We start from the raw sequence: 19,822 nt of genomic DNA, 5'->3' as shown, positions 1-19,822 counted from the left end.
CGCAAAAAAAAAGTCGGCGAATGAGCAGGGACAAGTTATGATTCGCTTGTCATGACGGATTCGCGAGAAGCGCCGGCATGATGGGGTGACAGAGCGACGAGTCTTGCGGAGTGCGCCTCACAACTTTCACGAGGCGCCGATCGGTCGGTCCCGAACTGATAAGCGGATGTTCGTCGCTGGCTGCTGCTTCGGTATCCGTTTCAGTGTCGGTTATGTGAAGGAACTTTGAAGCTAGGAAAACCGTTCACCTGAAGCAGATGCCGAAAGGCAGCGAGCCCGTTTCAACCAAGCGGCCCGCCGCGGGAGAGCACGATGCAAAGGAGTGAATCTGACGTCTTCGATCTCTTTTCGGAGATTTATACGAGTGCAGCGCAAGAAGAGATAAGTCTACAGGAATATCTCCTCGCATGTCGCGATGACAAAAGCATGTACGCCACCGCTCAGGAAAGAATGGTGGACGCAATTGGAGACCCGATTCTCGTCGATACCAGCGCTGACGAGCGTTTAGGTCGGATCTTCGCAAACCGAACCATCAAAATTTACCCGGCCTTCTCCGACTTCTTCGGCATGGAAGACACGATCGAGCGGATCGTCGGCTACTTCCGCTATGCCGCCCAGGGTCTCGAGGAGCGCAAGCAGATCCTTTATCTTCTGGGGCCGGTCGGCGGCGGTAAGTCCTCGCTCGCCGAAAGGTTGAAGAAGCTGATGGAACTGCGACCGATCTACACGCTGATGGTCGACGGCAAGATCAGCCCGGTTTTCGAATCGCCGCTCGGCCTGTTCCATCCCGAACGCATGGCCGATCTCCTGGAAGACAAATACGGCATCGCCCGTAGGAGGCTGACAGGCCTGATCTCTCCCTGGGCCTCCAAGCGGCTGGACGAGGTCGGTGGCGACATATCCAAGTTCAGCGTCGTCAAGCTGATGCCGTCGCGCCTGCGTCAGATCGGCATCGCCAAGACCGAGCCGGGCGACGAGAACAATCAGGACGTCTCCTCGCTTGTCGGCAAGGTCGATATCCGCCAGCTCGAGAACTACAGCCAGGCCGACCCGGACGCCTACTCCTACAGCGGCGGCCTGAACCGCACGACGCAGGGGCTGCTCGAATTCGTCGAGATGTTCAAGGCGCCGATCAAGGTCCTGCATCCCCTTCTGACGGCGACCCAGGAAGGCAGCTACAACGGTACCGAAAACTTCGGCGCGTTCCCGTTTCAGGGCACAATTCTGGCCCACTCCAACGAATCGGAATGGCTGCAGTTCAAGAACAACCGCAACAACGAGGCATTCCTGGACCGCATCCTGGTGGTCAAGGTGCCCTATTGCCTGCGCGTCACCGAGGAGAAGCAGATCTACGAAAAGCTTCTTCGCGAGAGCGAACTGGTCAGCAATCCCTGCGCACCCGAGGTGTTGGAGATACTGAGCCGTTTCACCGTATCCACCCGGCTCGTTCCTCACGAGAACTCGTCTCTCTACACCAAGATGCGCGTCTATGACGGCGAGAACCTCAAGGATGTCGACCCGAAGGCGCGATCGGTGCAGGAATATCGGGACGCTGCCGGCGTCGACGAGGGCATGACCGGCGTCAGCACCCGCTTCGCCTTCAAGGTCCTGTCCGAGGCCTTCAATTACGACACCAAGGAGGTCGCGGCCGATCCCGTACATCTGATGTACATCCTGGAGCAGGCCATCAAGCGCGAGCAGTTTGCGAAGGAAACGGAGGCAGCCTATCTCGACTTCATCAAGTCGGAACTCGCCACCCGTTATGCGGAATTCATCGGTCACGAGATCCAGAAGGCCTATCTGGAGTCCTACAGCGAATACGGCCAGAACCTGTTCGACCGCTATATCGCCTACGCCGATGCCTGGCTCGAGGACCAGGACTTCAAGGATCCCGACACCGGCCAGATCCTCAACCGCAAGATCCTCGACAGCGAACTGTCTCAGATCGAAAAACCGGCGGGCATCGCCAACCCGAAGGACTTCCGCAACGAGGTCGTCAAGTTCACCTTGCGGGCGCGGGCCAAGAACCATGGCAAGAACCCGTCCTGGACGAGCTATGAAAAACTTCGCGAGGTCATCGAGAAACGCATGTTCGGCCAGGTCGAAGACCTGTTGCCGGTTATCAGCTTCGGGTCGAAGAAGGACAGCTCCACGGAGAAGCAGCATGTCGAATTCGTCCAGCGCATGAAGGAGCGCGGGTACACCGAACGGCAGGTGCGGCGTCTCGTCGACTGGTACATGCGTGTAAACAAGGCGGGTTGAGGCTGCGGATGCGGGGGTTAGCTAATGCCGAATTTCATCGACCGTCGCCTCAATCCGAAGGACAAAAGTCTCGGTAACAGGCAACGCTTCCTGAAACGGGCACGAGAGGAACTGAAGCGAACCATCAAAGAGCGGGTCAAGTCGGGCAAGATCGCGGATGTCGATGCCGAACAGAACGTGTCCATGCCCGCACGTGGCGTCAACGAGCCCGCTTTCCAGCCGGACTCCAACAGCGGCGAGCGGCGCCACGTCCTACCGGGAAACCGGGAGTTCGCGGCGGGAGACCGTATTCCCAAAAGGGGGTCAGGTGGCGGTGCGGGCAATGCCGGTGCCGGCACCGGCCAAAGCGAAGACGAGTTTCAGTTCGTCCTTTCACGCGAGGAGGTGCTCGATCTCTTCTTCGAGGACCTCGAGCTCCCCGACATGGTGAAGCTCAATCTGAAGGAATCGGTTACCTTCAAGCGACGGCGCGCCGGTTTCAGCGCAAGCGGCTCGCCGACGAACATCAATGTCGGCCGCACCATGCGCAACAGCTACGGACGCCGCATCGCATTGCGGCGGCCGTCGCGCCGGGAAATCGAGGCGTTAGCCGACGAGATTGCAGGGCTGGAGACGGAGCCGCGTGGCCGCATCAAGCACCGGCAGCGCCTAGAGGAGCTGCGCCAGAAGCTCGACAGGCTCGAGCGCCGGCGCCGGCGGATTCCCTATGTAGATCCCGTGGACATTCGCTTCAATCGTTTCGAGCCGCAGCCGCTGCCCAATGCGAGTGCGGTCATGTTCTGCCTCATGGATGTCTCGGCTTCGATGGGGGAGCGGGAGAAGGACCTCGCCAAGCGTTTTTTCGTGCTGCTGCACCTCTTCCTCAAGCGCCGCTATGAGCGGATCGACATCGTGTTCATCCGGCACACCGACGAGGCCGGCGAGGTCGACGAGAATACCTTCTTCTACAGCAAGCAGAGCGGCGGCACGGTCGTTTCCACCGCGCTGGAGGAGATGCTGCGCGTCATCCGGGAGCGCTATCCTGCCCACGAATGGAACATCTATGCCGCGCAGGCATCGGACGGCGAGAATATCTCAGGCGACTCCGAACGCTGCGCTTCCCTTCTTCACGACGAACTGATGGGACTTTGCCAATATTACGCCTATGTCGAGATTATCGATGAGCGAGAGACGGAGATTTTCGGCACGACCGATAACGGGACTTCGCTCTGGCGGGCCTATCGCACCGTCGACGGCGAATGGCCGAATTTCCAGATGACCCGCATCGCGAAACCGGCGGATATCTACCCCGTTTTCCGAAAACTCTTCGGCAAGCAGCCGGAAATGCAATTGCGCAAGTGAAAAGGGACCGGGATGTCAAAAGGCGCCGCCTCAAACCTTCTGTTCCAGAGTTCCGACTGGAATTTCGAGACACTGGCGCGCACCTACGATGCCATCGAGGAGATCGCGCTCGAAGATCTCGGTCTCGACGTATACCCCAATCAGCTCGAGATCATCTCCTCCGAGCAGATGCTGGATGCCTATTCGTCGGTGGGCATGCCGCTCATGTACCAGCATTGGTCCTTCGGGAAGCGCTTCGTTTTCGAGGATCATCTCTATCGCAGGGGCCGGCGCGGCCTCGCCTATGAGCTGGTGATCAACTCCAATCCCTGCATCACCTACTTGATGGAGGAGAACACCATGGCCATGCAGGCCCTGGTGACCGCCCATGCAGCCTTCGGCCATAATCATTTTTTCAAGAACAACTACCTCTTCCGGCAGTGGACCGACGCCAGCGCAATCCTCAGCTATATGGACTTCGCGAAGAAATACATCAGCAAATGCGAAGAGCGGCACGGAACGCCGGCAGTCGAGGCGATCCTCGACTCTGCCCATGCACTCATGGAGCAGGGCGTCTTCCGCTACAGACGGCCGCCGCGCCTGTCGACCGAAAAAGAGCAGGAGCGGATGCGCGAGAGGCTGGAATATGAAGAGCAGACCTTCAGCGACCTGTGGAGAACGCTTCCGCCCGCGGGGGAGAACAACGATCCGACCCAGTTGGAACGGGAGCTCTCGGAGCGGAAAAAATCACTGAACCTCCCGGAAGAGAACCTGCTCTATTTCCTGGAGAAGACCAGCCTCATCCTTGAGCCCTGGCAGCGGGAGATACTGCGAATCGTTCGCGTGATCGCTCAGTACTTCTATCCGCAGCGGCAGACGAAGGTCATGAACGAGGGATGCGCCACCTTCGTCCACTACACCATCATGAACAATCTCTTCGACCAGGGCAAAATAAGCGAAGGCGCAATGCTGGAGATTCTCCAGAGTCATACCAATGTCGTTTTTCAGCCGGGCTTCGACGATCCCCGCTTTCCGGGGATCAACCCGTATGCGCTGGGATTTGCCATGATGCAGGACATCGAGCGCATCTGCGTCGCGCCGACGGCGGAGGATCGCGATTGGTTTCCCGAAATCGCCGGCACCGGCCTTTGGCGCGAGACGCTTCTCGATGCCTGGGCGAACCACCGCGACGAGTCGTTCATCCTGCAGTTCCTGAGCCCTGCGCTGATCCGCAAGTTTCGGCTGTTCCTGCTGACGGACGAGGCGGACGACAATTTCTGCGAGGTGGCATCCATCCATAACGAGCGCGGCTACGAAACGATACGCGGCGCTCTCGCCCGCAGCTACGACATCGGAAGCAGCCAGCCGGATATCCAGGTCATGGATGTCGATTTGCTGGGCGACCGGCACCTGCGATTGCAGCACAATGTGAAGAATGGGGTCCTCCTGGAGGAGAACAGCCGCGATGCCACTCTGCGCCACGTCCGCCGTCTGTGGGGCTACGAGGTGAGCCTCGCCGGCGTCGACATGGAGAGCGGCGAGACGCTCTACGAGTGCTCGACTGAGGAACTGTCGGACTAGCTAAGGCCTGATGAGACTCGGGATTACCGCCGCGGCTTGTTTGATCACCTCATCCCTGTGCTTGTCACAGGGATCCAGCCAGACCAAGTCCTTGGGCTGAAAGAACGCTTCCCGCGCCGCAGACGCGACGCTGCTGGATCTCTGTGACAAGCACAGAGATGAGGAGAGGAGAGATTGCAGTCCTCCGATATGCGCTTTGGGGCGGGACAAGTATTCCGCTCGCATCCCGCGTCTCATGATTTCAGGTCGACCCGGCAATTATTTCTCGGTCCCCTCCGGGGAAACCTGCTGCGACTCGCCGCCGGTGCCGGTCTGTGCCGTGGGATCCCGGTCGGTCGGGACGGGCTGTCCGGTGCCGACGCTGCCTGTCTGCTCCGGAGAGGGCGCCGGCTGAACCTGTTCCGTTTCCGTGAGGCGGTCGTTATCGGTGCTTTCACCCCAGATTTCGACGGCGCCCCAGGCGAGGAGGGCTAGGAACAGTCCGCCGACGAGGACCCCAAGCACCGGAACGCCCGTGCGTCCCTGCTTGGCTTCCTCACCGGTGAAATTCTCTCGATCCGCTCCGTGCGTTGCCGAGGCCGGATCGCCGCGTTCGTCAAGATATTTGGCCATCGCTTTGACTCCACTGGCTATCTACAGCGCCGCGCCTCAAGGAGGCGAAAGGTCGGTGTAGCACCTTGAATTGCTGCATTTTTTTGTCCTTGGACCGGCTAGGATCCGAGGATACATGCAGTAGGGAACGGAGCGGAGGCCGACAATGTTCCGTGATCAGTCGCCGGGCGGCCAGGAGTCGGCCACGCTGCGGCGAACGAGCTTATATGTATGGTCGGGTTGAACCTCATAGGTCTCGAAGACCATGGTGCCCTTATGGAGGAACCGGTTCTGGATCATGGTCCCCGGGGCGGCACGGGTCTTCCGAGAGGAGGCTGTTTCTCCATGGGTGAGGCTTCCGGGAAGCGGCTCCAGGTCGGGAGGGGTTGCGGTGCAGGCTGCAAGCGCAACCGCGCAGAGAAGCATCAGGGCTATTTTCTTCATCGATTGTCCTTCGCCTTGCTATTTTGGAGCCGGTGGCCGACCGGAAAACGGTTTACGGCAGATCGAAGGGGTGCCGCAATCATTGCGTGCCGGGAAAAGCTTCGGCTCGGTTAAATTTTTCGAACCGCTTGACGGCGCGTTCGCGCTTTAGCCTGGAAAGCCGCCGAATCCAGAAGATACCGTTGAGCTGGTCGATCTCATGCTGCAGGCAGACCGCCATCAGTCCCTCGGCTTCTTCCTCGCGTGTCTCGCCGTCCAGAGTTTGGAAGCTGATGCGCACGCGCACCGGCCGCTCCACTTCTTCGGCGACACCCGGCATTGAGACGCTGCCCTCGCTGTGCCGCGCCGTCTCGCTCGATTGCCAGACGACTTCCGGGTTGACGAAGCTGCGCGGTCCCATTTGCGGATCGACTTCGATGACCGTCAGCCGCTGCAGGATGCCGATGTGGGACGCGGTGATGCCTATGCCGGGGGCGGCGCGCATCGTGTCGACGAGATCGTCTGATAGCTGGCGAAGTGTGCCATCGAACCGGCCGATCCGTTCGGTTGACGTCGTCAGCAGCGGGCTTGGAAAGCGTATGATCGGTCGGACGGCCATGAGGAATGTCTCTGCTCGGGTCAGTGGTCGGGCCGGCGCCCATTAGGATTCTCACATTCGTTTCATCATTTCATATGTTTTTGCAACAGCTTGGATAAATGTTCCGAGGCGGATCGCCGATCTCGTCTCGACTGTGGACGCAGGCGGAGCTTTACGCTAGCAGGGCAGAGGAGCCGTTTCCGGCGCGGGCTCGGACGGCGGTAATCTCTGGAGGGGCGGGTCCATGAGCAGCACCGGCGACGACGACCGCGGTTCCGACGAAATCGCTGTCCACGACGGCTCGGACATCTACGCCGAAGACGGGTCGGTACGCTCCGATTTCCTGATGCATGTCGGCGCCGCGATCGCGGATCGCGATACCATTTATCTTCGCCAGCATGTCGCCGGCCTCCATGCCTCGGAACTCGGTGACCTTATCGAGGCGATCCAGCCGGAGCAGCGTATCGCTCTGGTTCTGCTGCTCGGCAAGGACTTCGACCTGGCTGCGCTGACCGAGGTCGATGAAGGAATCCGTCTCGACATCGTCGAACATCTGCCGAACGAGCAGATTGCCGAGGCGATCGGCGAGATGGATTCCGATGACGCGGTCTACATTCTCGAGGATCTCGACGAGGAGGATCAGGAAGAGATCCTCGCCAAGCTGCCCTTTACCGAGCGCGTCCGCCTGCGCCGCTCGCTCGACTATCCGGAGAGCACCGCCGGGCGGCGCATGCAGACCGAGTTCGTCGCGGTGCCGCCTTTCTGGACCGTCGGCCAGACGATCGATTACATGCGCGAGGACGACGACCTTCCCGAAAGCTTCACGCAGATCTTCGTCATCGATCCGACTTTCAAGCTGCTCGGGGCAGTCGATCTGGACCGGGTGCTGCGCGCGAAGCGCTCGGTAAAGATCGATGCGATCATGCGTGATACCAGCCATTCCGTGCCGGCGGAAATGGACCAGGAGGAGGCGGCGCAGCTGTTTGAACAGTACGACCTTCTCTCGGCCGCCGTCGTCGATGAAAACGGCCGGCTCGTCGGCGTGTTGACGATCGACGACGTGGTCGACGTGATCCAAGAAGAGGCGGAAGAGGATTTCCTGCGCCTGAGCGGCGTCGGTGACGAAGAACTGTCGGACTCGGTCGCGGAAGCCGCGCGCTCACGCGTTCCCTGGCTTTTCATCAACTCGATGACGGCTTGCGTTTCTGCTTCGGTCATCGGCCTGTTCGACGCCACGATCCAGCAGATCGTTGCACTTGCGGTCCTGATGCCGATCGTCGCAGGAATGGGCGGCAATGCCGGATCGCAAACCATGACCGTAACGGTGCGTGCGCTCGCGACCCGGGGGCTCGATATTCACAACGCGCCGAGAATCATCCGCCGCGAGGCGGGCGTCGGACTCCTGAACGGCGTGATCTTCGGTGGGTTCATCGGTCTTGTTGCGGGACTTTGGTTCCAGAATCCCGACCTCGGCGGCATCATCGCGACCGCGATGCTGATCAACATGATGGCCGCCGCACTCGCCGGCATCCTGATCCCGATTCTGCTCGAAAGATACGGTGCCGACCCGGCGGTCTCCTCCGCCGTCTTCGTGACGACCGTCACCGACATAACCGGCTTCTTCAGCTTTCTCGGCATCGCGACATGGTGGTTCAGTATTAGCTGAGTTGCGACGCAAGCGGGCGCGCCGTGTTTGACTTTTACGTCAAAGTCAACAATAGTTAGGGCGCGTCTTTGATGGAATGGCTGCGTGAACAAATATTATAGCATTACCGAGCTGACCCGGGAATTCGGCATCTCGACCCGGACACTGCGCTTCTATGAGGATGAGGGACTGATTCATCCGGAGCGTCGTGGCCGCACGCGTCTGTTCCGCCCCGCCGACAGGCACCTCATAAAGGAGATCCTGCGTGGCCGGCGCATTGGCTTCACCATTGCCGAAATTCGCGAGATCATTCAGGTCTACAAGGATCCGCCGGGTGAAATGGGCCAGTTGCAGCTCTTGATCAAACGCGTCGAGGAGAAGCGCGAGGACTTGCGGCAGAAGCGCAAGGACATCGAAGACACACTTAGCGAACTCGACAATGTCGAAGAGGCCTGCCTCACGCGTCTTGCCGAAATCGGTGTCGGCACCTGACGGTCCGTTTGAGTTTTTGCCCGTTCGTTTCGCAAGCCAATGCAATCAGCGAAAGACGGCTCGCATAATCCGCGCGCGAACGCTCGCGTACCGCCCCCAAAACTCCCCCATTCCTGCGTGTCACATGAATCCAGCCAGCTGAACGGACGCTTCCGCGCCGCAGACGGCGCTTCTGGATCCCTGTGGCGTGCACGATGAGGAAAAGGCAGACTCTTCCATGTCCGCTCAAATCCAACGGCTAGTGTGCCGGCAATATCGCTCGAACTCGAAACCGAAGCGCGACAGCAGGTGCCGCTCCTCCTTGCGGATCGCGAAAAGGGTGGTCAATCCGACCGCCGCAATTGCCGTGATGAAGAACCAGGGGTTGATCGTCGCCAATCCGAGGCCGGTCATCGCCAGCGTGTAGCTGAAATAGATCGGGTTGCGGGTGAAACGAAATGGGCCGCAGGTGACGAGGCAGGTGGCGCACCGGTTCGGAAGTACGGCTGTATGGCGGTCAAGGAGGGTTTTGACGGCCCAGAGATCGATGGTGATCGCCAGCACCACGAGGCCGTAGCCCACCAGCGAGAGGATCCAACTGTGCTGGTGCGCCACCGGAATCGGGAAAAGGTGGCCCAGGGCCAGCGCGATCAGGACGGCCGCGCCATAGAGCAGAGGCGGCCATGGAAACTTCAGCGGCTTGGCACGAAAGGCATTCATGTCCTAGTCCCCTGACTGTGCCTCTCCTGATTGTGCATCCATTGTGCACTGACCGGCGATTCGCGCAATGCGTTCATCCGTGTTCACGTCGATCTTGCCCAGGTTCAGATCGTCGAACAGGTTCTGTTCCTTCAGGCCGGCGAGCGTGCAACCGCAAAAGGTGCTGCAGGAGATCCCGGAATTTTCGTTGCTGCAGGCCCGTTCGCAGTTCAGCAGATAGACCCGTGCCGGATCCGGTGCCGGGGCGGGAACGGCGAGAGAGAAGAGATAGACTGCCGCGATAAGCAGCGGCTGGTGGATGAGATATATCAAAAGGCTGTGACGGCCGCCAAAGGCGAGAGGCGTCATCCACGGGTGCTTATGGGTCCCGGCGCTTCGGCTGCGGCGGGCGGAAAATAACGGGTGGAGCAGCTTCGCGGTGCCGAGGCCGAGCAGGAAAGGGGCAATCCAGGGAAGCAGAGGAACGTAGTCATTCGAGCGCGGGATCGTTTCCGAGAGGCCGACCCACCAGAGCGCCGGCATGTCGAAAAACGACGAGCGCAGATAGAGGGGAGCCGCGAAGGCCGCGGCAGCGGCAAGAAAGGAAACGGCGGCCGGCATTTTCAGGAACAGGAGGCCGACGAGGCTTGCCGCCGCAATGGCGTGGAGAATGCCGAAGAAGATGAACGACTGAGGGAAGGCGAACCAGGTCCCGATGCTGATCAGCGCGGCTGCGCCGGCGATCTTCGCGAAACGTATGGCGAAGGCGCGCGGACGGAGTTTCGGGAGCTGGCCGAGCACGAGGCTGTAACCGGCAAGAAACAGGAAGCTGCTGGCAATCAAGCGTGCAAACATCCGCCAGCCGCCGGTCCCGGCCGCGACATAGCCGAAGAATTCGAGGTCCCAGACAAAGTGATAGAGGGCCATGGCGACGAGTGCCAGGCCGCGCAGCGCATCCAGGAGAACCATCCGGTTGGTTCCGGTCGCCTCCGTGCGCATTTGCGCTTTAGGGGTCGTCGTCGCGCTATGTTCGGACATCGAAGAATCGCTCTGCTGCTGGAGGTGGATCTACGAGGGCGCCTCATTTCAGTCGCGTCGCGAATATGTTGAAATGAGGGCCGCCAGTCATTCGGTCGGTTACCGCAAACCGCGGGCCGGGTGCAATCGGTTGCTGCAGCCTATTGCGCATTCTCGATCAGCGCGGCGCGCGCTTCGGAGAAGAACTGCCGGCGCGCGAGGACGAAGATCACGAGGGCGGTCAGCACCATGAACACATAGGGGCTTATGAACCAGCCGAGATAGCCGATCGACAGGAAGATCGCCCGAAGGCCGGCATTGAAGTGCTTGGCCGCAAGTATGTTCATGCGGATCGCACGCTCTGCGGCACGCTCGGCGGCCTTCTGGTCGCGTTTCATGTCCGCCGTCATCGGAATGCCGCCCATCAGAATCGAGCAGTAGTTGAACAGCCGGTATGACCAACCGAACTTGAAGAAGGAATAGCCGAAGAGGCAGGTCAGACCGCCGACTTTCAGTTCGAAGGCCGTCCGCCCGCTTCGGAATATTTGTGGCAGATCGCTAAAGATCATCTGCACTTGGTCGGTCGCGCCGAGCAATGCGAAACAACCGCCGAGCGCGAAGATCGTCGTCGAGGCGAAGAAGGCGGTACCGGCCTGCAGCCCGGCGATGATCTGCGTGTCGATCATCTTCAGATCGCGATTGAGCGAATTGCGGATCCAGCGCGCCCTGTGCTCGTTCATCAAACGCGTAAGGCTGACGCGGTCGAAGCCGCGCCCCCCGTCGGAAGCCCAGCTGAAGCCGGCCCAGAGGAGGACGAAGATGGCGAGCGCGACGTAATCTTCAGAGGTCATAGCGGTGTTTTGGCACGGCCGTCCGAAAATGCAAGATGGGCCCATGTTGGCCTGTCTTAAGACTCACGGCGAAATCGAGGCGCGAGCATCGAGCCGGGCGCTCCGGGATTCCGCCGCTTGCACACGGCTTCGTGTCCGCGCCCAAGGTGTCCCGCATCGCTCTGACACTATTTCGCCATATTTCACCATTGCGTGTTAACAGATTCTTCGCTATTGAACGGCCACACGACTTAATGGTTACCGGGCTTCGGTATTCGGAGACATCATGGACAAAACAGTAGAGAAGTCGTGCTGGGGCGTGACGGTTCGCGCCGTGGCGGGTTTCGGGGGTGTTCTCGTTCTCGCCTATCTCTTCGGCGGCTTCTGAAGATAGATTGAAATGTCAGGCGATGCAGTCCACGGGCTGCATCGCTTTTTTTTGATCGCCGAACACATGCGCAGTTCTTCAGTGGCATGTCGCACGAACAGAATCCAATGTCGGTCGGTCGCCTGATGGATCGGCATAGGATCGCTTAGGGTTCGATCCTATATTAGGAAATGATCGACACCGCCCGAGCAGGAAAACGGTCGGTTTCGGTCCTATCATCGACGCGAACGCGGAGCTCATCGGCAGCAGCGTGGCGTCAGGCTCTGGGCAGGCAATTCATGTTTCTTTCCGTCTTCGACGTTTTCAAGATCGGTATCGGTCCATCGAGCTCACACACGATGGGGCCGATGTCGGCGGCCAACAGGTTTCTCGATCTCATCCTGTCGGATGAATGGCCGCGACCGTCTCACGCGGCTGTCGGCGCCATCAAGGTAAGCCTCCATGGTTCGCTGGCGCATACAGGCATCGGCCATGGAACGGGCAGGGCGGTCATTCTCGGCCTGATGGGCGAGCGGCCGGATCTCGTCGAGCCGGACGGGATGGACGGGATCATCGAGCAGGTGGAGCGTACGGGCCGCATCACCCCGCCGGGTCACCCGGGCTATATGTTCCAGCCGAAAACCGATCTCGCCTTCGACAAGAAGACGCCGCTGCCGGGTCATGCAAACGGCATGTCCTTCTCCGCCTTCGACCGGGACGGCCGGCTCCTTCTGAAACGCATCTACTATTCGATCGGCGGCGGCTTCGTGGTGACCGATACGGAACTGGACGCGATGAGGGCCCAGAAGAACAAGCCCGCCGGCGTAAAGGTGCCCTATCCCTTTGCCACGGCCCAGCAGATGCTCGACATGGCCGCGCGCTCCGGGCTGACGATCGCCCAGATGAAGCGGGCGAACGAAGAGTGCAGCATGTCGACGGACGAGCTCGACGCCGGGCTCGACCGCATCTGGACGGCGATGAGCAGTTGCATCGATCGCGGCCTCAGCCAGGACGGCATCATGCCTGGTGGGCTGAAGGTGCGCCGGCGCGCCCGGGCGATCCACGACAAGCTGCAGGAGGAATGGCGCTCCAACAAGACCAATCCTCTCCTCGCAAATGATTGGTTGAGCGTCTATGCCATGGCGGTCAATGAGGAGAATGCTGCCGGCGGCCGGGTGGTGACTTCGCCGACCAACGGCGCGGCCGGCGTCGTTCCGGCGACGATCCGCTACTATCTGCATTTCCACGACGATGCCGATCAGGAAGGCATCCGGGATTACCTGCTGACCGCAGCGGCGATCGGCGGCATCATCAAGCACAACGCCTCGATTTCAGGCGCGGAGGTGGGCTGTCAGGGCGAAGTCGGATCGGCGTCGGCGATGGCCGCGGCGGGTCTTGCTGCCGTCATGGGTGGAACGCCCGAGCAGATCGAGAATGCGGCCGAGATCGCGCTCGAACACCATCTCGGAATGACTTGCGATCCGGTCGCAGGTCTCGTTCAGGTGCCGTGCATCGAACGCAATGCCCTTGGTGCCGTCAAGGCGGTTACGGCCGCTTCGCTCGCACTCAAGGGCGACGGCAAGCATTTCGTGCCGCTCGATGCCTGTATAGAGACGATGCGCCAGACCGGCGCGGACATGAACGAGAAGTACAAGGAAACATCGACCGGGGGTCTCGCCGTCAACGTGGTCGAGTGCTGAGCGCTCAGTCCGAAGCCGATGGGGCTGTGGACGAATACGCCCGGACGGCTTGACCGCAGCCGCCGGCCGGGTGTTCAAGGTTCGCCATGGCTTTGCATCTCATCAAACTCTGTGTCGGTGCCGAATCGATCGAGGACCTGCGCGAATGGGTAGCGCGCAAGGCCCTGGCGGCGATCGCAGCCGGGCAGCAGCCGCACTCCTTCCACACGACCCGGATGGTCCCGAAGCGTACGGAAGAGCTTCTCGCCGGCGGTTCGCTCTATTGGGTGATCAAGGGATACGTTCAGGCGCGTCAGCCGCTGATCGGCATCGAGACCTTCACCGACGGCGAGGGCATCGGCCGCTGCAATCTCCTTCTCGGTCCGGAAGTCATGGAGACGGAACCGCAGCCGCGTCGGGCTTTTCAGGGCTGGCGCTATCTCGAGGAGAAGGAAGCCCCGCGCGATCTTGCCTCGCTCGCCGATGGCGGGGAGATGCCGCTCGACTTGCGGCGTGAACTCGCCGAACTCGGCCTTTTATAGCCGGCGGCCACCTTCGCCGGCGAGAGCGGACGCGTCCGACAAATCGCGCTCATGACCACGGCTGCTCCCATTTTGATGCTACGGCATGCACATATCTCTTGTTGTCCAGCCCTTCGCGGATTTACTCCGGAGTGGCGGCATCTGTATTTCCATCAGTGGCGAGGCTTGCGGATGGGTCCTTGGGATCAAACCCATATGCGCTAACATTGGCATTAGCGGTCACCCGCCCCTCATCCGCCTGCCGGCACCTTCTCCCCGCAGGCGGGGAGAAGGGACAAGCGGCGCCGACTGAACCCCGCATTCACCGCCCGCCCGAGGGAGCGAGCGGGCGCGGCATATCCCTTCTCCCCGCCTGCGGGGAGAAGGTGGCGGCAGCCGGTTGAGGGGCAATCCCGACCGAGCGGCGTTGAGGCGGTTGGGTTCCCGAGGGATCCCATTCATGAGCAGTATCCGCCGCACCGGCGCGCAAGAGATATGTGCATGCCGTAGCATTTTGATGGGGAGAAGGGAAAAGCGGTGGGGCGCCGCGAGTTCCCTTCGCCCCGCTTGCGGGGAGAAGGTGCCGGCAGGCGGATGAGGGGCGGTCCATGACCTGCCCGCATGATCGAGTTTAAAGCGTTGAAACGCTGGCTGCGCGCGGAAAGCCGCATGCGATATTCCAAATTCGAGCCTAATGCAGGCGAATTCGGAGGGGGCGGCTGCGCCCCGGTGCCGCGACGTGCAAATGGATGCCCGCCCGAGGCTGGGTCGAACGCCAGGCGCGCGCGCCATGCGTAAGGAGCATGCCAACCAGGTCGCGCGTTTTTGCCTTGGATCGGTTCAGGCCGATGTCCGCGATGCGCATGGCCGCCTCGTGCAACGGATGCAGCCGAATTCGCGATGGTCTGGCTCTTCTGTCCGCCATCATCGTGTCGCCGGGGACGTTCTCGTTCATTGCCATGCTGACCTCGTTACGCTGTACAAAACCGAGGAGGACAGCCGGAGAAACGCGCCCGGCTGCCATTCATAGAGTCTCTTACTGCTGGCTCGCCCAGCAAGCGAAGCCCTTCTTCTTCAATGCCCTGCATGCGTTGACGGCCTTGTCTTGATCGTCGAAGCCGCCGAAGCGGGCGCGGTAGAGCTGAGCTCCGTCATTGCTGAAGGCGACCGTGAAGGGGGTGGCGTTACGCAGTGCCTTGCCGCCCTTTTCCTTGGCATTGTCGAGCAGCGTCATGGCCTGCGTCTTGTCGGGCGTGGCGCCGATCTGGATGACCCAGCCCTGCATGCCGACATTCGCTTCGGTGCTGGCTTCGGCCGCGGCAGGTGCGGTTTCAGCGGTGGCGACCGAATTGGTGATCTGCGTATCGACGTCGCCAGCGGCTTCCGGCTCCTGGGCAAGTCTGGCGATCTGCGAGTCGAGCGTGTTCGGCGCGATCTTGGCTGCGAGCACGGGATTGTCCGAGGCCGGTTTCGTCGATGCATAGGCCATTGCGACGCCGGCGGCGCTTTCGCCGGTGTAGCGGAAATCCGGGACCGGGCCGGTATTCGGCAGGTCCATTGCCGCCGACGCGACAGCTGCGGCGGTGGCCGGCCGTACTTCGGCTTCGGCTACCGTCGTCACGGGTTCGGCCGGGACCTCGGCGATCAGATTGCCGCTGCCGCGGCGCGATGCGGAAGGCATGTATTTCGCGACGAGCTTGCGCATCTGCGCATCGCGGGCGCCGCCCGACGTGCCGCCCATGACGACCGCCACGATGCTGCGCCCGTCGAGCTGGGCCGAGGTTACGAGATTGAAGCCGGAAGCGCGCGTATAGCCGGTCTTGATACCGTCTACCCCGCGGACGTTGCCGAGCAGCCGGTTGTGGTTACCGATCGTCTGCTTGCCGAAACGGAAGCTGCGCGTGGAGAAGTAGTCGTAATACTGCGGGAAATGCTGCCGGAGCGCGATGCCGAGGCGGGCCTGGTCGCGGGCCGTCGTCCGTTGTTCGGAATTGGGCAGGCCATGGGCGTTGCGATAGGTGGTGCGCGTCATGCCGAGCGCGCGGGCCTTGTTGGTCATCATCCGGGCGAAGCGCTGTTCCGAACCACCCAGGAGCTCGCCAAGCGCCGTCGCCGCATCGTTGGCGGAGCGCGTCACCAGCGAGAGGATCGCCTGCTCGACGGTGATCGATCGCCCGGCGCGCACACCGAGCTTCGACGGCGGCTCTGCCGACGCCTTCTTGGAAAAGGGAACAGGCGTGCTTTTGCTGATCCGTCCGGCTTCGAGCGCCTCGAACGTCAGATACAGCGTCATCATCTTCGTCAGCGAGGCCGGATAGCGTAATTGATCAGCGTCTTCGCCGTAAAGAACCTTGCCGGTTTTCGCGTCGACGACGATGCCGGCATATTTGGAATTCGCGAAGGCGGGCGCCGAAAAGGTCAGCACGGCGATCAGGCCGGCGAGAAAAATCCGCCCCATAACTTCTGTAAAGACGCCGAACGGGCGTTTCGCGAGATCAAAAAAAACGGATTGAGACACTGTATCGCTCTTCATTCTCATATCAGGGGTGCCGTCCGGATGCCGTCTCCGGATACGACCTTTCCCGAGACAGTATCGGGATAGCGTTACCAATCGGTTTATGATGAATGATTGGTTGCCCGCCACAGGTCGTTTTGTTCAGGATCGGCACCTTCAGCCCGCACTAGATCATGACGTTTTGGTAGGCTCGGCCGAAAACCCCGCGCATACTCCCCCATCCCGTTCTAGCCGGCGCATTGGCTGCATCACGACTCTTCGTCAAAATCACGGCACGAGATGCGTGCTGATGTAAGTTTCCATCGAATCTTCGATGGCACGCCACTGCGGCAGCAACCTGCTGGAGAAACGGTAGAGAACGATGAGGTCCTTGCCCATGTGAACGTCGCGCTGGCAATCGGCGCTGGTCGAAGCCGCGGTGGTCTCGGGGAGTACGCAGCGCAGCACGTAGGCAGGGCGCTCATCTCTCTCGGCGATGAAGAAGACTTCGCCGGCATAGCTCGAATCCGGCTTTGCGTCGTACCTTGTCAGGCCCTCGGGGCCGGCCTGCGGCGCGTCCTGCAGGATATGGCGGTAGACGGGGGCGAGGCGCCCCGACATGTCGCGAGACATCGTACTCTGCGCGACCTGCAGGAAGATCAGGTTTTCCGGCCGGCTGACATCGTCGAACAAGGGCCGCGTCTCTTCGCCGTAGCCTTCCAGCCCGGGCCAGGTGAGATAGAGATCCACGCGCCCGACGATGCTCGTGCTACGTTGGTTTTCGAAGCGAATGACATTCGCCGGCAGGCGCAAATGGTCCTGGCCGATAAAGATGTCATAGGTTTCGCGGCTTGCCGTGTGGCCGGCCTCAGCGAGATGTCGGCCGAACCATTGCCCGGAAAAGGAAAGGGTGATTGTCAGCGCAAGGAGGATCACGACGGCTGCTGCCGCTTTGTAGACGAAGCGGGACGAAAGGAGCGGCAGGAGTTCCGGTTCGGGAATGTGGGGCGGGTTCATGGCTGCGCCGTAGGGTAGCTGATCAGGGCGCGCGTTCTATCCGCTCGAAGGCCACTGGATGACCTCGCCGCGCGGAATTCGCTCGCAGCCAAGGCTCGTCCAACTTGGTTAATATTGGGTGAAGCGTGGCGGGTCTGCGCCGCCCGGAGAAAATCGGCCCGGGCCGGACGGGGTAGTGCCGACCGGGGCCGATCAGAGGCGCGGGCCATGGCCGGCGCCTGCTCATCCGTTATTGCGCGCTGACGCTGCCGACGGCGAGAGCGCGGCCATCCTGCAGTTTCACCCAGCGCCCGGCATGCTCCGAGGACTGCCGCTTCAGGTAGGTATATTCCGTGTCCGACCAGAGCAGCACCTTGCTGCGCATGTTGTCGAGAATGAAATCGCCGCGGTCGGTGCGCACCGTCAGGACGGCATGACCGTCGCCATTCGGCTGCAGGACGACGGTGATCAGAAGATCGGCGGGGGAGAAGCCGCTTTCGATCAGCCTGCGGCGTTTCAGCAGCACGTAATCCTCGCAGTCGCCGACGGCGTCCGGGTAGGACCAGTTTTCCTCGACGCCATGGATTTCCATGTCGGTCATCGGGGCGATCGCCTGATTCACCTCGTAATTGATTTCGAGGATCTTCTTCCAGCTGTCGCGCGTCAGCACGGACGGGCCATGGTCCGCGCCAATGGCCGCGCATTCGGAGGGATTGGCCTTGCAGAACTCGTAATGCCCGATCGGCGGGTTGGTCGCGCCGCCGACCGTCATGTTCGCCGGCACCGCGTAAGCCGGCCCGGCGATGAGGCCGGTGGCAAGGGCTGCGGCAGCGATCGCCATGGTGATGATTGTGCGCATGTCTGTCTCCCCGTTGTGGTTCGACATTGGCACAGAGTTTTTTACCGGCGGCGAAGATCGGAAGTAAAAACAAGAACAAACTCGAATAACATAAGAATAAAAATTGAGGCGAACAGTAATAAAATTCGATTCAAATTTTATCGATTTTCATGCTGCTTGTCGGCGGCCACCGGGAGCGACGACGGTGCAAATCCGTGTAAGCCATTGAATATAGGTGAGAATACTATGTGCGGCGAGCGTAGCAGAGCCGCGATTGCGCGTCCCGCCAGCCATGCAGCCGGTGACGGTGGGACCCATCGGAGCCAGCAGGAAATAGTGTCGGATCGCCGGGAAGCGTAACGCCCGGTTTACCAGAAGCTATTTCTGTTGCCGGCCCGCTGCGGAAGAGTTGATTTTGGACTAGGCGAGGGCAGAGGCTTGGTCAAGGCGGTCCGCTGACGCAAGCGCCGCCTCTAAGGTCTGTTGAGATTCGGGATACCCGCCCCGGCTTGATCTCCTCATCCCTGTGCTCGTCACAGGGATCCAGTCAGACCAAGTCCTTGGGCTGAAAGAACATTCCCCCGCGCCGCAGACGCAGCGCTGCTGGATCTCTGTGACAAGCACAGAGATGAGGGTGAGGAGAGATTGCAGCGTCTTATCAGACGCGCAAAGGTCGCTGTAGCACTTTGACTGCTGCATGTTCTTGTCCTTTGATCGGCGACGATCAAAGGAAACATGCAGTGGGCTGCGCAGTCGGTATCCAAGAAATTCAAGCGCGTCGCGCCATGCGTAGCGACAAAACCGACCAGAGCTTCAACGAAATTATCCATCTCGCAGCAGCCGCCATAACCTCAAGATGAATCTCAACACGCCTTAGTGCTTACAGAAACTCGGTCAGTGCCTCGCGGGACTGTATCCCGGAGAATTCGATGGCGACGCCTTCCTGGAAATGACGGACGATCCTGCCCTTCATGTTACCCAGCCTGACCGGCGATCCTACGGCAGGCCGTGTGTCGATGTCGACCGCCGCGCCGGAAAGCGAGAGGTCGATGATCCGACAGCTGTATCTCTCGCCGGTATCGACTGTGAGTTCCGTCAATGTCTTGCGAGGTGCCAGCCGGTCATGGCGCCGGTCTTCCGGCAGACCGAGTTCGTGTTTGTTGGCGATCCAGGTCAGTTGTGCCGCAAGCTTCTCGCGCTTGCGTTCCGTGGCGTTGAGCTGGATCACGAACGCATCGTCCGCAACGCGTGACACCGTGCCTTCGAGGCGACCCACATGGTCGACATAGGCAATGATACGCTCTCCGCCGCGCGGACGCGCGGGCGAGGTCAACAGAACGTCGCCCGGCGACATCTCCAGGGCGGTACAGTCATATTCCTCGTGACTGGCAAGCATCAGTCGTCCCGAAAGATTGACCGAAACGCGCTGAAAGGCGCTTTCCTGATGTGGTTTCGGGGCGCTGTTCTGCGCATGCTGGAAGGAGAACATG

Annotated in this window: 18 protein-coding genes; 7 read left to right on the top strand and 11 right to left on the bottom strand. The window is 60.8% G+C overall.

What is annotated here, in order from left to right; genetic code table 11:
- Positions 1-312 precede the first annotated feature (312 nt).
- Genes JOH52_RS17850 through JOH52_RS17840 form a run of 3 tightly spaced genes read left to right on the top strand, consistent with a single transcriptional unit; the run spans position 313 to position 5,163 of the window.
- Positions 313-2,262 carry a PrkA family serine protein kinase gene (locus JOH52_RS17850; protein WP_003536736.1) on the top strand — a complete coding sequence of 650 codons (1,950 nt, stop codon included), beginning with the start codon at positions 313-315 and terminating at the stop codon, positions 2,260-2,262.
- Between the two features lie 24 nt (positions 2,263-2,286).
- A complete protein-coding gene (locus tag JOH52_RS17845) occupies positions 2,287-3,603 on the top strand; it encodes a YeaH/YhbH family protein (RefSeq protein ID WP_003536733.1) in 1,317 nt (438 codons plus the stop codon).
- 12 nt (positions 3,604-3,615) lie between these two features.
- Positions 3,616-5,163, top strand: coding sequence for a SpoVR family protein (locus JOH52_RS17840; RefSeq protein WP_010969206.1), 1,548 nt, complete (start codon positions 3,616-3,618; stop codon positions 5,161-5,163).
- A 258-nt stretch (positions 5,164-5,421) separates the two neighbouring features.
- On the opposite strand, the gene JOH52_RS17835 is transcribed toward JOH52_RS17840, so the two are convergent.
- The 3 genes from JOH52_RS17835 to JOH52_RS17825 all read right to left on the bottom strand — a co-directional run bounded on the left by JOH52_RS17835 (position 5,422) and on the right by JOH52_RS17825 (position 6,796).
- Positions 5,422-5,775, bottom strand: coding sequence for a hypothetical protein (locus JOH52_RS17835; RefSeq protein ID WP_010969207.1), 354 nt, complete (start codon positions 5,773-5,775; stop codon positions 5,422-5,424).
- Positions 5,776-5,931: 156 nt separating this feature from the next.
- A complete protein-coding gene (locus JOH52_RS17830) occupies positions 5,932-6,198 on the bottom strand; it encodes a putative periplasmic lipoprotein (protein WP_014529697.1) in 267 nt (88 codons plus the stop codon).
- Positions 6,199-6,277: 79 nt separating this feature from the next.
- Positions 6,278-6,796 (bottom strand): peptide deformylase, encoded by a 519-nt coding sequence (locus JOH52_RS17825; protein ID WP_014529696.1) that lies wholly within the window; start codon positions 6,794-6,796, stop codon positions 6,278-6,280.
- Between the two features lie 223 nt (positions 6,797-7,019).
- Here JOH52_RS17825 and mgtE point away from each other — a divergent pair, with 223 nt between their 5' ends.
- Both mgtE and JOH52_RS17815 read left to right on the top strand, forming a co-directional pair.
- Positions 7,020-8,441, top strand: coding sequence for a magnesium transporter (gene mgtE / locus JOH52_RS17820; protein WP_010969209.1), 1,422 nt, complete (start codon positions 7,020-7,022; stop codon positions 8,439-8,441).
- Between the two features lie 84 nt (positions 8,442-8,525).
- Entirely contained in the window at positions 8,526-8,912 is a 387-nt protein-coding gene (locus JOH52_RS17815) for a MerR family transcriptional regulator (protein WP_003536722.1), read from the top strand.
- Positions 8,913-9,137: 225 nt separating this feature from the next.
- Here the strand turns inward: JOH52_RS17815 and JOH52_RS17810 are convergent, their stop codons facing one another.
- From JOH52_RS17810 to JOH52_RS17800, 3 genes are all read right to left on the bottom strand, one after another.
- A complete protein-coding gene (locus JOH52_RS17810) occupies positions 9,138-9,611 on the bottom strand; it encodes a methyltransferase family protein (RefSeq protein WP_014529695.1) in 474 nt (157 codons plus the stop codon).
- A 3-nt stretch (positions 9,612-9,614) separates the two neighbouring features.
- Positions 9,615-10,628 carry a heparan-alpha-glucosaminide N-acetyltransferase gene (locus JOH52_RS17805; RefSeq protein ID WP_017266112.1) on the bottom strand — a complete coding sequence of 338 codons (1,014 nt, stop codon included), beginning with the start codon at positions 10,626-10,628 and terminating at the stop codon, positions 9,615-9,617.
- 140 nt (positions 10,629-10,768) lie between these two features.
- Positions 10,769-11,503 carry a DUF599 domain-containing protein gene (locus JOH52_RS17800; protein WP_013844304.1) on the bottom strand — a complete coding sequence of 245 codons (735 nt, stop codon included), beginning with the start codon at positions 11,501-11,503 and terminating at the stop codon, positions 10,769-10,771.
- Positions 11,504-12,103: 600 nt separating this feature from the next.
- On the opposite strand from JOH52_RS17800, the gene JOH52_RS17795 reads away from it, so the two are divergent.
- Both JOH52_RS17795 and JOH52_RS17790 read left to right on the top strand, forming a co-directional pair.
- Positions 12,104-13,504, top strand: a complete 1,401-nt coding sequence (locus JOH52_RS17795; RefSeq protein WP_017266111.1) for an L-serine ammonia-lyase — start codon at positions 12,104-12,106, stop codon at positions 13,502-13,504.
- An 86-nt stretch (positions 13,505-13,590) separates the two neighbouring features.
- On the top strand, positions 13,591-14,025 hold the full coding sequence (locus JOH52_RS17790; protein WP_003536712.1) for a DUF1489 family protein: 435 nt from the start codon (positions 13,591-13,593) through the stop codon (positions 14,023-14,025).
- A gap of 670 nt (positions 14,026-14,695) precedes the next feature.
- Here the strand turns inward: JOH52_RS17790 and JOH52_RS17785 are convergent.
- The 5 genes from JOH52_RS17785 to JOH52_RS17765 form a co-directional block, all read right to left on the bottom strand.
- Positions 14,696-14,965: a hypothetical protein gene (locus JOH52_RS17785; RefSeq protein ID WP_010969213.1), complete on the bottom strand. Its 270-nt coding sequence runs from the start codon at positions 14,963-14,965 to the stop codon at positions 14,696-14,698.
- A gap of 75 nt (positions 14,966-15,040) precedes the next feature.
- Complete coding sequence (locus tag JOH52_RS17780) at positions 15,041-16,543, bottom strand: D-alanyl-D-alanine carboxypeptidase (RefSeq protein WP_014529692.1); 1,503 nt, start codon at positions 16,541-16,543, stop codon at positions 15,041-15,043.
- Positions 16,544-16,786: 243 nt separating this feature from the next.
- Positions 16,787-17,515: a hypothetical protein gene (locus JOH52_RS17775; RefSeq protein WP_014529691.1), complete on the bottom strand. Its 729-nt coding sequence runs from the start codon at positions 17,513-17,515 to the stop codon at positions 16,787-16,789.
- Between the two features lie 229 nt (positions 17,516-17,744).
- Positions 17,745-18,353: a transglutaminase-like cysteine peptidase gene (locus JOH52_RS17770; protein ID WP_014529690.1), complete on the bottom strand. Its 609-nt coding sequence runs from the start codon at positions 18,351-18,353 to the stop codon at positions 17,745-17,747.
- An 859-nt stretch (positions 18,354-19,212) separates the two neighbouring features.
- Entirely contained in the window at positions 19,213-19,821 is a 609-nt protein-coding gene (locus tag JOH52_RS17765; RefSeq protein WP_003534682.1) for a PilZ domain-containing protein, read from the bottom strand.
- Position 19,822: the final 1 nt, after the last annotated feature.

The sequence above is a fragment of the Sinorhizobium meliloti genome, from assembly GCF_017876815.1.
GTDB lineage: Bacteria > Pseudomonadota > Alphaproteobacteria > Rhizobiales > Rhizobiaceae > Sinorhizobium > Sinorhizobium meliloti.
This window is presented reverse-complemented; position numbering and strand designations above follow the sequence as displayed.

What these genes read in the sequence shown, in the direction of transcription:
- JOH52_RS17845 (WP_003536733.1), top strand. Translation starts at nt 2,287, where the DNA reads ATGCCGAATTTCATCGACCGTCGCCTCAATCCGAAGGACAAAAGTCTC.
- JOH52_RS17765 (WP_003534682.1), bottom strand. Translation starts at nt 19,821, where the DNA reads ATGTTCTCCTTCCAGCATGCGCAGAACAGCGCCCCGAAACCACATCAG.
- JOH52_RS17840 (WP_010969206.1), top strand. Translation starts at nt 3,616, where the DNA reads ATGTCAAAAGGCGCCGCCTCAAACCTTCTGTTCCAGAGTTCCGACTGG.
- mgtE (WP_010969209.1), top strand. Translation starts at nt 7,020, where the DNA reads ATGAGCAGCACCGGCGACGACGACCGCGGTTCCGACGAAATCGCTGTC.
- JOH52_RS17850 (WP_003536736.1), top strand. Translation starts at nt 313, where the DNA reads ATGCAAAGGAGTGAATCTGACGTCTTCGATCTCTTTTCGGAGATTTAT.
- JOH52_RS17770 (WP_014529690.1), bottom strand. Translation starts at nt 18,353, where the DNA reads ATGCGCACAATCATCACCATGGCGATCGCTGCCGCAGCCCTTGCCACC.
- JOH52_RS17810 (WP_014529695.1), bottom strand. Translation starts at nt 9,611, where the DNA reads ATGAATGCCTTTCGTGCCAAGCCGCTGAAGTTTCCATGGCCGCCTCTG.
- JOH52_RS17790 (WP_003536712.1), top strand. Translation starts at nt 13,591, where the DNA reads ATGGCTTTGCATCTCATCAAACTCTGTGTCGGTGCCGAATCGATCGAG.
- JOH52_RS17835 (WP_010969207.1), bottom strand. Translation starts at nt 5,775, where the DNA reads ATGGCCAAATATCTTGACGAACGCGGCGATCCGGCCTCGGCAACGCAC.
- JOH52_RS17780 (WP_014529692.1), bottom strand. Translation starts at nt 16,543, where the DNA reads ATGAGAATGAAGAGCGATACAGTGTCTCAATCCGTTTTTTTTGATCTC.
- JOH52_RS17800 (WP_013844304.1), bottom strand. Translation starts at nt 11,503, where the DNA reads ATGGGCCCATCTTGCATTTTCGGACGGCCGTGCCAAAACACCGCTATG.
- JOH52_RS17775 (WP_014529691.1), bottom strand. Translation starts at nt 17,515, where the DNA reads ATGAACCCGCCCCACATTCCCGAACCGGAACTCCTGCCGCTCCTTTCG.
- JOH52_RS17825 (WP_014529696.1), bottom strand. Translation starts at nt 6,796, where the DNA reads ATGGCCGTCCGACCGATCATACGCTTTCCAAGCCCGCTGCTGACGACG.
- JOH52_RS17795 (WP_017266111.1), top strand. Translation starts at nt 12,104, where the DNA reads ATGTTTCTTTCCGTCTTCGACGTTTTCAAGATCGGTATCGGTCCATCG.
- JOH52_RS17830 (WP_014529697.1), bottom strand. Translation starts at nt 6,198, where the DNA reads ATGAAGAAAATAGCCCTGATGCTTCTCTGCGCGGTTGCGCTTGCAGCC.
- JOH52_RS17805 (WP_017266112.1), bottom strand. Translation starts at nt 10,628, where the DNA reads ATGTCCGAACATAGCGCGACGACGACCCCTAAAGCGCAAATGCGCACG.
- JOH52_RS17785 (WP_010969213.1), bottom strand. Translation starts at nt 14,965, where the DNA reads ATGGCAATGAACGAGAACGTCCCCGGCGACACGATGATGGCGGACAGA.